The organism is Mycetohabitans sp. B3 (assembly GCF_021498065.1).
In the GTDB taxonomy this organism is placed as follows: domain Bacteria; phylum Pseudomonadota; class Gammaproteobacteria; order Burkholderiales; family Burkholderiaceae; genus Mycetohabitans.
Genome location: NZ_JAHLKN010000020.1, coordinates 122,908 through 136,197, shown reverse-complemented (window position 1 = coordinate 136,197; position 13,290 = coordinate 122,908). Strand labels below are relative to the sequence as shown.

Sequence of the window (13,290 nt, the reverse complement as noted above, 5' to 3'; positions counted from 1 at the left end):
CGTCACGGCCTACCGAATGAACGCGCGTGTCAGCCAAGCTGGCTGGCCACCGCAACGCCGCGCACGCCAGCCTGGCCATGCGTACGGTAGCGAGCCAGCGCCTTTTGCGCCGCACGGCGCGCCTGCGCATCGACGTCAAGCACTGCGTCCAGCGTCGTGGCGACATCGGCCTGGACTTGTTCGAGCACGTCGCCAACGACTGCCGCGATCGCGGTAAATCCGATGTGTCGCGCAAGAAACGCTTCGACCGCGACCTCGTTCGCCGCGTTCAATACCGTGCTCGCCGAGCCGCCGTCGCGCAATGCCTGCATCGCGAGCGCCAGACACGGAAAGCGCTTATAGTCAGGCGGCTCGAATGTCAGCGTCGCCACCTGCGCCAGATCAAGCTGCTCAACGCCTGACACGATTCGCGTCGGAAACGCCAGCGCATGAGCGATCGGCGTGCGCATATCGGGATTGCCCAGTTGCGCGAGTGTCGAGCCGTCCGCATATGACACCAGCGAATGGATCACGCTTTGCGGATGGATCAACACGTCAATCTGCTCGGGCCGCAGATCGAACAGCCAGCGCGCCTCAATCACCTCGAGGCCCTTGTTCATCATCGTGGCTGAATCGACCGAGATCTTGCGCCCCATGACCCAGTTCGGATGCTTGCACGCCTGCTCCGGCGTTACGTCGACCAGCGTAGCCGGTTCTCGCAGCCGGAATGGACCGCCGGACGCGGTGAGCTGGATGCGGGTCACGGCGCCGTGCAAACTAAGCTCGCGCGGAAAGCACTGGAAAACTGCATTGTGCTCACTGTCAACGGGCAGCAGCGCGGCGCCACTGGCATAGACCGCATCCATGAACAATGCGCCGGACATCACCAGCGCCTCCTTGTTCGCGAGCAGGATCCGCTTGCCGGCACGCGCCGCCGCCAGCGTCGGCTCCAGTCCAGCCGCACCGACAATGGCAGCAACCACCGTATTGCAAGCGGCATCCGACGCGGCGGCGGCCAGCGCGTCGCGGCCGTAGTCCACGCGCGTCGCACAGCCCGCCTCGCGCAGCCTCGCCTGCAACTGCGTGGCTGTTTGCGCATCGCCGACCACCGCGACGTGTGGCGCGAAGCGCAAGCATTGCTCAGCGAGTTTTTCCCAGTTGCGGTACGCGGTCAACGCGTGGATCGAAAATCGATCCGGATGCCGGGCGATCACGTCCAGCGTGCTATCACCGATCGAGCCCGTCGAGCCCAGCAGGGTCACACAATGTTGCATCATCAATGATTTCAGCTCAAAAGCAGCATCGCCACCGGCAGCACGGGCAGCAGCGCGTCAATCCGGTCCAGCACACCGCCATGGCCGGGCAGCAACTGACTCGAATCCTTCACGCCGGCCTGGCGCTTCAACAGCGACTCGAACAGGTCGCCGACGACGCTGAAGGCGACCAGCACGCTCAGCGCGAGCACCGCGACCACGATGCCGAGACGCTCGACCAGCGCGCCGGCCACGGTCAGCACGCCCGGATGCGCGGCAAGCGCAAGCGCCGCGACCACGACGACCGATAGCCATCCGCCGATCACCCCTTCCCACGTCTTACCCGGACTGATCGCCGGCGCCAGCTTGTGCCGGCCAAAGCGCCTGCCCGCAAAGTATGCGCCGATATCGGCAAGCCAGACGATCAACAACAGCGATAGTACGAATATGACGCCTGTCGCGCGCGCAGCCACCAACGCATGCCAGCACGCGACGAACAACACCAGGCCGGCCACCAGCAGGAAACCACGCCACGCGCCAACGGCCAACGTCGGCTTGCGCAGCAGCGCGAATGGCGCCGCGGCAATCCAGAACACCACGGCCGCCCGCGATACCGCGTCACCGCGCGGCGCACCCGCGAACACGTAGGCGACCAGCACCACGCCGGCTAGCGCCGCATAGACGAATGGCCAGACGCCCGGCAGCTTCAATAACTTGGCCCATTCCCACGCGGCAAACACCAGCACAAAGCCGATCAGCGCACCGAAACCACCCAACGGGGCAAACAGCGTAACTGGCAGTAAAACGGCCAGCAGGGCAATCGCCGTAACGACACGGGTTCTTAGCATGAAAGCGAATCGACGTTTTGCGACTGCCGGATGAGTTGCGCGCTGGTGCGCCCGAAGCGCCGTTCGCGCTCGCGGTACGAAGCGATCGCCTTACTTAATTGCGCATCGTTAAAGTCCGGCCAGAACACGTCGGTGAAATAAAATTCGGTATAAGCCAGCTGCCACAGCAGAAAATTGCTGACGCGCTGCTCCCCGCCAGTGCGAATGAACAAGTCCGGCTCCGGCGCATACGCCATCGCCAAGTGTTGCGCGAAGCTCGCTTCATCCACATTCTGCATCGCGCCGGCATCCACGCATTGCTGCGCAATCTTGCGCGTGGCCTGCAAAATATCCCAACGGCCGCCATAATTCGCCGCGATGGTCAGCGTCAATCTGGTATTGGCTGCCGTCTTAGCTTGCGCGCGGCGCACAAGCTCCTGGATCCGGGGCTCGAACATCGACAAGTCACCGACCACGCGCAGCCGGATGCCATTCGTATGTAGGCGCGCGATTTCACGCTCGAGCGCGCTGATGAACAGCCGCATCAAGAACGAGACCTCGTCAACCGGCCGCCGCCAGTTCTCGGAACTGAACGCAAACAGCGTCAGGAATTCGACGCCACGCGCCACGCACGCCTCGACGATTGTGCGCACCGCATCGAGCCCCTTCGTATGACCCGCAACACGCGGCAGCCGCCTGCGCTGCGCCCAGCGGCCATTGCCATCCATGATGATCGCGATGTGCCGCGGCACGTCCGTGACGGTCGGGGTGCACACAGTGGAACTGGTATAGGTCATTGTCTCGTCGTTCCGCCTCGGCCAGCGACGATGCAAAGCAAGCGGCGGCGCCCAAGGCGCCGCCGTTGCGTCACACCGTCATGATTTCCGTTTCCTTAGTCTGAACCAACTTCTCGATCTCGGAGACGAACTTGTCGGTCAGCTTCTGAACTTCGTCTTGTGCCCGGCGTTCATCATCCTCAGAGATGTCCTTGTCCTTCAGCAACTTTTTCAACTGCTCGTTCGCGTCGCGGCGCAGGTTGCGCACTGCCACCTTTGCGCTTTCGCCTTCCGACTTCACGACCTTGCTCAACTCGCGGCGACGCTCTTCGGTCAGCGCTGGCATCGGCACGCGGATCAAGTCACCTTGCGTCGCTGGGTTCAGACCGAGATCCGACTCACGAATCGCTTTCTCAACGACCGCGACCATCTTCTTCTCCCACGGCTGCACGCCAATCGTGCGAGCGTCGACCAGCGTCAGGTTCGCGACCTGCGAGATCGGTACGTTTGAGCCGTAGTAGTCGACCTGGATATGGTCGAGCAAGCCTGTATGGGCGCGCCCCGTGCGGATCTTCGCCAGATCGCTCTTAAACGCTTCCAACGAGCGCTGCATCTTCTGCTCCGCGCCCTTCTTGATGTCTGCGACAGTCATTCAAACCTCCGAAACGATGTAGTCGGATGCCGGCCGGCCGCGTGAGAATGGGCCACGCCAGGCATTCGCCCCATCCTGCGAGTTTACACGTGTACCAGCGTACCCTCGTCATCGCCTTGCACGATGCGCTTTAGGGCGCCGGGCTTATTGATCGAGAATACCCGGATCGGCAACTTCTGGTCGCGGCACAACGCGAACGCCGTCGCATCCATGACCTGCAGATTGCGGCTGATCGCCTCATCGAAGCTGATCGTCGCATAACGCGTGGCCGTCGGGTCCTTCTTCGGGTCGGCGGAGTAGACGCCATCGACCTTGGTGGCTTTGAGCACGACTTCCGCGCCGATCTCCGAGCCGCGCAGCGCAGCGGCAGTGTCCGTGGTGAAAAACGGATTGCCGGTGCCGGCCGCGAAAATGACGACGCGCCCTTCCTCTAGCTGCCGGATTGCGCGCGGCCGAATATAGGGCTCGACCACTTGGTCCATCCGCAACGCAGACTGCACGCGCGCCTCGATGCCTGCATGGCGCATCGCATCCTGCAGCGCCAAGGCATTCATCATCGTCGCGAGCATCCCCATGTAGTCCGCCGTCGCGCGATCCATGCCCGCCGCGCCGCCCGCTACGCCACGGAAGATATTGCCGCCGCCAATCACAATGGCAAGCTGCGCGCCCAGGTTCACCACGTCGACGATATCCGCGACGATTCGCTCGATCATCGTGCGATTGATGCCGAATGCATCGTCGCCCATCAGGGCTTCGCCGGAGAGTTTGAGCAACAGGCGTTTGTAGACAGTTGACATGGAAGATATCCGTTCGCGCCGAAAAGGACTTCAGAACTGTAGGGGGGAAATGCGTTGCGGATCAAGCACTGCAAAAACGCATCGCGCTGCCCGACGCTCACCCAGACGCATGCGACGTGCCGGCGCGGCAGCGGATCGTCTAGCCAGCCGGAGGACGTCCGCGTGGGCGGGGTCCCGGCAACACGGCCTCGCTGCGAGAGCGGCGCCACGCCTGGATGGGCGCTGCCGCTGCCGCAACGGCCTACTGCTTCTGCGCTGCAGCGACCTGCGCGGCCACTTCGGCCGCGAAATCGTCCTGGCGCTTCTCGATGCCCTCGCCGACGACGAACAGCACAAAGCGTTGCACCGTCGTATTCGCAGCCTTAAGCATCTGCTCGACGGTCTGCTTATCGTTCTTCACGAACGGCTGGTTCAGCAGCGACACCTCCTTCAGGTACTTTTGCACGCTGCCTTCGACCATCTTCGCGACGATCTCGGCCGGCTTGCCCGACTCGGCCGCCTTCTGCTCAGCGATGCTGCGCTCTTGGGCGATCAGCTCAGCCGGCACATCGGCCGACGACAGCGACACCGGCTTCATCGCGGCGATGTGCATTGCAACGTCCTTGCCGACCTGCTCATCGGCGCCGTCGTATTCGACCAGCACGCCGATGCGCGTGCCGTGCAGGTACGACGCCAGCTTGCGCGTGGTTTCAAAGCGCGAAAAGCGGCGAATCGTCATGTTCTCACCGATTTTGCCGACCAGCGCAGCCCGCACTGCATCTACCGTCGAGCCGTCCAGCGACAGCGTGGACAGCGCGGCGACGTCGGCCGGATTCTGCGTGGCAACCAGTTCCGCGACCTTTTTTGAGAAAGCGATAAAATCCTCGTTCTTTGCGACGAAGTCCGTTTCGCAGTTCAATTCGACCAACGCGCCGGCGCCGCCGCCGATGAATGACACGATCACGCCTTCCGCGGTCACGCGCGCTGCCGCCTTGCTCGCCTTGTTGCCGAGCTTCACACGCAGCAGCTCCTCGGCGCGGGCCATGTCGCCATCGGCCTCGGTCAACGCCTTCTTGCATTCCATCATCGGCGCATCGGTCTTCGCGCGCAGTTCTGCCACCATGCTTGCGGTAATTGCCGCCATTGTTCGCTCCTGTCAATCTGTCGGACTATTCCGGTTGTCCACACGCCGCGCGGACACCGCGCGCGGCCACAATCTGTTGTCCCGCTAGTCGCCCACGCACGCCGCGCGCCGCGACGGCACCTGGGCTGGGAGCCGCGCCAGCTAAAAAAAAGGGGCTCAGTGAAGCCCCATTGTCTGGCCGGACGCTGGCGCAGGGTTACGCCTGCTCGTTGACCTCGACGAACTCATCGTCGCCGCGGGCTGCCTGCACGACGTCGTTCAACGCGTTTGCGCGACCTTCGAGAATCGCGTCCGCGACACCTTGCGCATACAGTGCAACGGCTTTGCTCGCATCGTCGTTGCCCGGAATCACGTAGTCGACGCCCTCTGGCGAGTGATTCGTGTCGACGACCGCAATGATCGGCACACCGAGCTTCTTTGCTTCAGTGACGGCGATCTTGTGGTAGCCGACGTCAATCACGAAGATCGCGTCCGGGATGCCCCCCATGTCCTTCACGCCGCCAATCGATTTTTGCAGCTTTGCCATCTCGCGCTCGAACATCAGCGCTTCCTTCTTGCTCATCTTCTCGACTTCGCCGGATTCGATCGCCGCTTCCATGTCTTTGAGCTTCTTGATCGACGTTTTCAGCGTCTTGAAATTCGTCAGCATCCCGCCGAGCCAGCGGTTGTTTACGTACGGCATGCCAGCGCGCGTCGCTTCCTCTGCGATCGTGTCGCGCGACTGACGCTTCGTGCCGACGAATAGAATCGTGCCCCGGTTAGCTGCGAGTTGACGCGCGTACTTCAGCGCGTCGTTATACATCGGCAGCGTCTTTTCGAGGTTGATGATGTGAATCTTGTTGCGGTGACCGAAGATGAATGGCGCCATCTTCGGGTTCCAGAAGCGAGTCTGGTGACCGAAGTGCACACCCGCTTCCAGCATCTGACGCATCGTAACTGCCATGAAATTCTCCACGAAGGGTTGAGTCTGAAACCGGTTGCCGCATCCGCGCCTGTATGGCACGAACACCCTTGGACGCACCGGTTCGTGATTAATCGGTTACAAGCCGACTAGCCCAATATTGTAGCACGTGTACACGACGCCCCTCAAGCGCGCCAGTTGCACGAGCACGGTAATCAGCGCATTCGGATCAATTCATGTGCGGGCTTTGCCGTAGCCCGCTCCGCATACCGATGTCATTCCTCCAGATATTCCAGCAACTCGGCGCGCGCGTCCTCGCTGAGCGGATTGCGTTCAACGAATGCCCGGATCTCGTTTTTTGCGTTTTCCCATTGCTGCGCCGGCAAGAACGGGATAAACCGATCATCCATTTCCTCGAGTACAAGCAGCACGTCCGTTTCATCACCGCCGTCAAGCAGACGCAGTGCACGCTGCCATAACTGACTTGACAGCGCTTCATTCAGCTTCGTCGTACTCTCAAGCAACCCGAGCGCCACCCAGATGCGATGCTCGGGCAACGCGCGTCGAATCGCAGGCTCGAGTAGCAATAATTCATGCTCGTGTTGTTCTATCGGCAATACCGCCAGCGCAGTCGGCAGGTAGCGTAGTGCCTCGCCCAATTGATGATCCGGCAACAATAGCGTTAATTGCCGCAGATCGGCATAGTGCATGACTCTGTGCTCAGCGGGCAACACCCATATCATGTTGGCCAGCATGCCGATCACTGCACCTTGGTGTGACGCGGGTAAGCGTTGCACCCATTGCTGCAATATCCGGTAATACTCGATGGTTTTCGTCTCCGCCTGTGCTTCGCGGCGGAGACCAGGCAGTAGCTTTGTCAATTCCACGAGCAGATCGGCCTGACCAGCCGCGTCCAACGCGGGAAGCCGGCCCAGAAAAGCTTGATATTCATTTTCGTACCGCGACCCACTAATTGACCGACATCTGAGCAGCGATGCCACAGCGGCCCAGGTGCTTCCTTGTTCACGGCTGCGTCGTTCGGCGTCTGCATACGCAAATTCATATAAAGGACGCTGCAGCCGATCAGAAAAGTTAAGTATGGACTGGACCATATCTTTTTGTATTTGCAAGCCTTGCCGCGGCACACGGCCTGCGGCCTCGAAAAATCGTTGGAACGCCGCTAGCTGCTGCTCTTCGGGCAGATCCGATAACCGCGGCCACAGTGCGTCAAGCGGCTCAGCGCGCAACGTCGGCTCCGCGTGAATACGCTCGATTTCGGCAAACAATTGTTGCATTGACGCCAGATCCATGTCACGAGCAGAATTAGCCCGTCGACAGCAAAGCCAACTCAGCCGTCTTTCTTGCAATGCGCGATATGTCCGTCTGTCCACAGTCGACAGGTTGCCAATATTGTCGAAAGGCACGTGGTCAGCCAGCTGCTGAATGATTTCGAGCGGCAGGTCGTGGTACGTCGTCGGACGGCTTGTCCGGTTCGTCGCCCAATGCATCATCGGACGGCTTGCCGAGCCAGCCGCTGCACCTGTCATCGAGCTTGGCCGCTCGCCTGCGCTCGCAGGTACCGTCAGGCCAGGAGGACGAGGCGGCGCGGCAGCGGCGGGACGACCGGCTTGCTGGCTTTCCGTTGCATATAAAGCAGTTTGAACGCTGTTAATCGTGGAGTTTGAATCGTAATCCATTGGCAAGCTCATTCGGTTATGCATCGAGGACGGGCGTGGGCGGGGCTATCAAGACGCTGTAGGCCCACGCCCTAGTCATCACCAAGACATCACGCATACGCTAGCCCATCCATTGGCCGGTCTTAGCGCTGCAGCATGGCTCGACATCCCGCCCCACTTTGCCGATGTCCACGCTCCCCCGTGCGTGCAAGCACCTGTCTGCGTACAGCGAAGATGCGATAATGTGACACAATTTTATGCCTTTTACCCAGCGTGTCCTCTATGACCGTCACGATTAAAACCGAACACGACATCGCAAAGATGCGCGTCGCCTGCCGCCTTGCGAGCGAGGTGCTGGACTACATCACACCTTTCATCAAACCTGGCATCACCACCGGCGAGCTAGACCGGCTCTGCCACGAGTACATGGTCGATGAACAGCACACAGTGCCCGCGCCGCTGAATTACCAGCCGCCCGGCTATCCGCCGTATCCGAAAGCAACCTGCATCTCCGTCAACGATGTGATTTGCCACGGTATCCCCGGCGACAAGCAATTAAAGAACGGCGACACGCTGAACATCGACATCACGGTGATCAAGGACGGTTACTTTGGCGACACGAGCCGAATGTTCATTGTCGGCGAAGGATCGATCCTGGCCAAGCGGCTCGTGCAGGTCACGTACGAATGCATGTGGCTCGGCATCGAGCAGGTGCAGCCCGGGGCGCATCTGGGCAACATCGGGCACGCGATCCAGCGTCACGCCGAAGCACACGGCTACAGTGTCGTGCGCGAATATTGCGGCCATGGCATCGGCACTGTGTTCCACGAGGACCCGCAAATCCTGCACTACGGTCGCCCCGGCACGGGCGTGCAAATCCAGCCGGGCATGATCTTTACGGTCGAGCCGATGATCAACGCGGGGCGCCGCGACATTCGCACGATGCCGGACAAGTGGACCGTCAAGACACGCGATCGTAGCTTGTCCGCGCAATGGGAACACACGGTGCTAGTAACGCAAACCGGCTACGAAGTGCTAACCGTGTCGGCCGGCACGCCAGCCAAGCCGACGATTGCCGGCACCGCGTAAGTTTAGCGTGCCGACCTGCACCGGCTGCCGCACCGATGCACCGTCACACGCCACCTGCCTCACGTCATCATATGGCGTTGGCACGCCGGCCACGCGCAGAGCCACCCGCACGCCGTGCCCGTATTCGATAAAACAGGCTTGCCCATGAGCACCGCCGCTATGGCCACCGTGCCCCCCTCGTCGCTGAAAACCGCATTTAAGGCAGCCAAGGCCCAATTGCTTAAACGGTTCGCGCATGCCGGCAAGGTCGACACGCTAATGCGCTCGCTCGCGCGGCTGGTCGATGGCACGCTCGTCGATGCGTGGCAGGCGTGCGCAATGCCGCCAGCATTGACGCTGCTTGCTGTGGGCGGCTACGGGCGCGGCGAGCTCGCGCCGCATTCCGACATCGACATTCTGGTACTGCTCAACGACGAGCCCGACGAAAACTTGCGGGCCAGTATCGAGCGCTTTATTGGACTGGCGTGGGACCTGGGGCTTGAACTAGGCAGCAGCGTGCGCACCGTCGAGCAGTGCATCGACGACGCGCGTCAGGACGTCAGCGTGCAGACGTCGCTGCTCGAAGCTCGTCGGATCGTTGGCAACATCACGCTGCAGCAGGTGTTCCTCGCGCGCTTTGACGACACGCTCGATCCACGTGCGTTCTTTACCGCAAAGATACTCGAGATGCGCCAGCGGCACGCGAAATTCCAAGATTCACCCTACAGCCTCGAGCCGAACTGCAAGGAAAGTCCCGGGGGATTGCGTGATTTGCAGTTGATCCTATGGATTACGTGCGCCGCTGGCTTTGGTAACAGCTGGCAGGAGCTCGAGGCGCGCGGGCTAATCACCGTGCGCGAAAGTCGCGAGCTGCGGCGCAACGAGCAATTTCTGAAAATGCTGCGCGCCCGGCTACATGTGCTCGCCGGACGACGCCAGGACCTTCTCGTATTCGACTTGCAGACCGCGCTGGCCGAGGCATTCGGCTACCGGTGCACGCGCGAGAAGCGCGCCAGCGAGCAATTGATGCGGCGCTACTATTGGGCCGCCAAGGCGGTCACGCAGCTGGCCACGGTCCTGATTCAGAACATCGAGGCGCAGCTTTTCCCGCGTACCAGTGGCGTCACACGCCAGTTGTCCGAGCACTTTGTCGAGAAACAGGGCATGCTGGAAATCGTCGACGATGAGGTGTTCCAGCGCGCGCCCAACGCGATTTTGGAGGCATTCCTACTGTACGAGCAGGTGCGAGGCATCAAAGGTCTGTCTGCCCGGACACTGCGCGCGCTGTACAACGCGCGGGAGATCATGGACCGGAACTGGCGTCGTGACCCGCAAAACCGCCGCTTGTTCATGGAGATCCTAAAGCAGCCGGAAGGTATCACGCACGCATTGCGGCTGATGAACCAGACGAGCGTGCTGGGGTGCTACCTGCTCAATTTCCGCCGCATTGTCGGCCAGATGCAGCATGATCTGTACCATGTGTACACGGTCGACCAGCATATCCTAATGGTGCTGCGCAATCTCCGGCGCTTTGCGATCGCAGAGCATGCGCACGAGTACCCGTTCTGTAGCCAGCTGTTCGCCAACTTCGACCGACCGTGGGTGCTGTATATTGCCGCGCTGTTCCATGACATCGCGAAAGGTCGCGGCGGCGATCATTCGAAGCTGGGCATGGCCGACGCCCAACGCTTTTGCCGCGAGCACGGCGTCAACCCTCAGGATGCCGCGCTGGTCGTGTGGCTCGTCGAACATCACCTGACAATGAGCCAGGTCGCCCAAAAGCAGGACACGTCTGACCCGGCCGTGATCGGCCGTTTCGCCGCCCTCGTGCGTGACGAACGCCGGCTCACCGCACTCTACTTGCTGACCGTGGCAGACATCCGCGGCACCAGTCCGAAGGTCTGGAACGCATGGAAAGGCAAGCTGCTCGAAGACTTGTACCGGATCACGCTAAACGTGCTGGGGGGGGCCCAGCCGGACCAGCACGCCGAGCTGCGCACGCGCAAGGACGAAGCGCGCGCGCTGCTGCGGCTGCAAACGGTCCGGGACGACGCGCCCCAAGCGCTGTGGGACCAACTCGACGTCGGCTACTTTCTGCGCCATGACGCGGCCGACATTGCATGGCAGACCCGCGTGCTTTACCAGTACGTCCACTGCGCTAACCCGATTGTGCGGGCGCGCCCATCGCCGATCGGCGACGGATTACAGGTACTCGTCTACTTGCATGACCGGCCCGACCTGTTCGCCGGCATCTGCGCGTATTTCGAGCGCAGCGGCCTGTCCGTGCTCGATGCGCGGGTGAGCACCACGCGGCATGGCTACGCGCTGGACAACTTCCTGGTGGTCAGCACTGACCAAGGCGTGCACTACCGCGACATCGCCAACCTTGTCGAGCAACAACTTGCAGCACGGCTCACCTCGCCCGACCTGTTGCCCGAGCCGGCCAAGGGCCGCCTGTCACGCCTGTCGCGCACTTTCCCGATCACGCCGCGCGTCGATCTTCGCGCCGACGAACGGGATCAGTACTATTTGTTATCGATCTCTGCCAACGACCGACTCGGGCTGCTGTATGGGATCGCGCGCGTGCTGGCCGACCATCGCGTCGGCGTGCGGGCCGCCCGGATCAACACGCTCGGCGAGCGGGTCGAGGACGTTTTCCTGCTTGATGGCAATGACTTGGCTGACAGCCGCAAGCAGATCCAACTTGAAACCGAACTACTGCGCGCGATCGCAGTTTAAATCTTATGCGCGTAAAACTTACCGCGAAACATCCGCGACCGGACTCGCCATCGCGACAGCCGGTACGACCCGGCGCGAAGCGCGACGCAACTCGGCGCACCGCTGTGCAGGCATCGTTAGAAGGCCGCGACACTGACCCACGTGCGCCGGCTGGACGTCGCCCCGCCGCGCGCCCGGCCACGCCCGTCGGCGGTAACACCCCTACAGCCGGCAAGCGGCACGGGAGCGTGCACGCCGACCAGCCGGGCAACGCCGCCGCGCCGCGCCGAACGGCGGCCGGGGCGCCTGCCCGCGCGGACTCGGGACAACGCACATCGGCGCGCCGTCTTGACACCGCGCCGACGAAAGCGCCTCACGGCGCCAAGCGGCAACGCGAGGTGGCCATCGGTGAGCAGTCCCACGGCACAGATCACGGTGGCCGCGCGCGTGGCGCGGGAGCCGGCAAGCGTACGCGCACGCAAGTGCTGGCATGCCGCGACAAGCCCGGCCATCTTGGTCACAAACCGCACCAGTCACCGGCCCAGGTGCTAGCCGAGCGCATCGGCGCGCGGGACACTGCCGAGCAAGGCCCTGCACGCGGTGTCCGCGAGCAAGGCGGCGGTGCACGACAGGCCGAGCGCGCGCCAACGGACCAAACGCGTCCGTCGCGTCCGCGCGCCGACACGGGCGTACCGCGCCGCGACCTCCGCCGCGGAATCGAGGCCGATGTGTCCGGCCAGATGCGGTTGTCAAAGCGGATGTCTGAACTAGGCCTATGCTCGCGCCGTGAAGCCGACGAATGGATCGAGAAGGGCTGGGTCCGCGTCGACGGACAGATTGTCGACACGCTCGGCGCAAAGGTCACCGCCACGCAGCGCATTGACGTGCTACCCAACGCACGCGCGGCCCAAGCCCGGCAAGTCACGATCGTGCTGCACAAACCGGTCGGATACGTCTCCGGCCAGCCAGAAGACGACTATCTTCCCGCCGTCGCGCTCGTCACACCGGCAAATCGCTGGAGCGAGGATCCCGCACCCACGCGCTTTTCCGCCACCCATCTGCGCTCACTCGCGCCTGCCGGCCGGCTCGACATCGATTCAACCGGCTTACTGGTGCTGACGCAGGACGGCCGTATCGCCAAGCAGTTGATTGGCGAACAGTCCGAGGTTGAAAAGGAATACTTGGTGCGCGTGCGCTACGGCACGCACACGCAACAGGTGGATCGCTATTTCCCCACCGATAAGCTGGCGCAGCTGCGCGAAGGGTTGTCGCTGGACGGCGTGCGGCTCAAGCCGGCGCAGGTCGATTGGCAGAACGGCGAACAGTTACGCTTCGTGCTGCACGAGGGCCGCAAACGCCAGATCCGCCGTATGTGCGACTTAGTCGGCCTGGAGGTCGTCGGTCTGAAACGCGTCAGAATAGGCCAATTGGTGCTTGGCGCGCTGCCGCCCGGTAAATGGCGCTACTTGCGCGCGGACGAGCACTTCTGAGGCAGCTGGTGCCGTCGGCGATGTGGGCCT

General features: G+C 62.3%; 11 protein-coding genes. 3 read left to right on the top strand and 8 right to left on the bottom strand.

Annotated elements, in window-relative coordinates; genetic code table 11:
- Window positions 1–29 precede the first annotated feature (29 nt).
- The 8 genes from KQH55_RS05695 to KQH55_RS05660 form a co-directional block, all read right to left on the bottom strand.
- Window positions 30–1,253 carry a 1-deoxy-D-xylulose-5-phosphate reductoisomerase gene (locus KQH55_RS05695; protein ID WP_235090386.1) on the bottom strand — a complete coding sequence of 408 codons (1,224 nt, stop codon included), beginning with the start codon at window positions 1,251–1,253 and terminating at the stop codon, window positions 30–32.
- A gap of 11 nt (window positions 1,254–1,264) precedes the next feature.
- Window positions 1,265–2,080 carry a phosphatidate cytidylyltransferase gene (locus KQH55_RS05690; RefSeq protein WP_235090360.1) on the bottom strand — a complete coding sequence of 272 codons (816 nt, stop codon included), beginning with the start codon at window positions 2,078–2,080 and terminating at the stop codon, window positions 1,265–1,267.
- On the bottom strand, window positions 2,074–2,856 hold the full coding sequence (locus KQH55_RS05685; RefSeq protein ID WP_076784928.1) for an isoprenyl transferase: 783 nt from the start codon (window positions 2,854–2,856) through the stop codon (window positions 2,074–2,076). The genes KQH55_RS05690 and KQH55_RS05685 overlap by 7 nt, the downstream gene beginning before the upstream one ends.
- A 70-nt stretch (window positions 2,857–2,926) precedes the next feature.
- Complete coding sequence (gene frr, locus KQH55_RS05680; RefSeq protein ID WP_076784929.1) at window positions 2,927–3,487, bottom strand: ribosome recycling factor; 561 nt, start codon at window positions 3,485–3,487, stop codon at window positions 2,927–2,929.
- An 83-nt stretch (window positions 3,488–3,570) separates the two neighbouring features.
- Entirely contained in the window at window positions 3,571–4,284 is a 714-nt protein-coding gene (gene pyrH, locus KQH55_RS05675) for a UMP kinase (RefSeq protein WP_076784930.1), read from the bottom strand.
- 241 nt (window positions 4,285–4,525) lie between these two features.
- Window positions 4,526–5,407, bottom strand: a complete 882-nt coding sequence (tsf, locus tag KQH55_RS05670; protein ID WP_076784931.1) for a translation elongation factor Ts — start codon at window positions 5,405–5,407, stop codon at window positions 4,526–4,528.
- A 196-nt stretch (window positions 5,408–5,603) separates the two neighbouring features.
- Entirely contained in the window at window positions 5,604–6,350 is a 747-nt protein-coding gene (gene rpsB, locus KQH55_RS05665) for a 30S ribosomal protein S2 (RefSeq protein ID WP_076784932.1), read from the bottom strand.
- A gap of 233 nt (window positions 6,351–6,583) precedes the next feature.
- A complete protein-coding gene (locus tag KQH55_RS05660; RefSeq protein WP_235090359.1) occupies window positions 6,584–7,603 on the bottom strand; it encodes a hypothetical protein in 1,020 nt (339 codons plus the stop codon).
- 663 nt (window positions 7,604–8,266) lie between these two features.
- On the opposite strand from KQH55_RS05660, the gene map reads away from it, so the two are divergent.
- The 3 genes from map (at window position 8,267) to KQH55_RS05645 (ending at window position 13,260) form a co-directional block, all read left to right on the top strand.
- Entirely contained in the window at window positions 8,267–9,073 is an 807-nt protein-coding gene (gene map / locus KQH55_RS05655; RefSeq protein WP_076795029.1) for a type I methionyl aminopeptidase, read from the top strand.
- A 144-nt stretch (window positions 9,074–9,217) separates the two neighbouring features.
- Window positions 9,218–11,791 (top strand): [protein-PII] uridylyltransferase, encoded by a 2,574-nt coding sequence (locus KQH55_RS05650; protein ID WP_076797183.1) that lies wholly within the window; start codon window positions 9,218–9,220, stop codon window positions 11,789–11,791.
- 104 nt (window positions 11,792–11,895) lie between these two features.
- On the top strand, window positions 11,896–13,260 hold the full coding sequence (locus tag KQH55_RS05645; RefSeq protein WP_338893514.1) for a pseudouridine synthase: 1,365 nt from the start codon (window positions 11,896–11,898) through the stop codon (window positions 13,258–13,260).
- The last annotated feature ends 30 nt before the right edge of the window (window positions 13,261–13,290 follow it).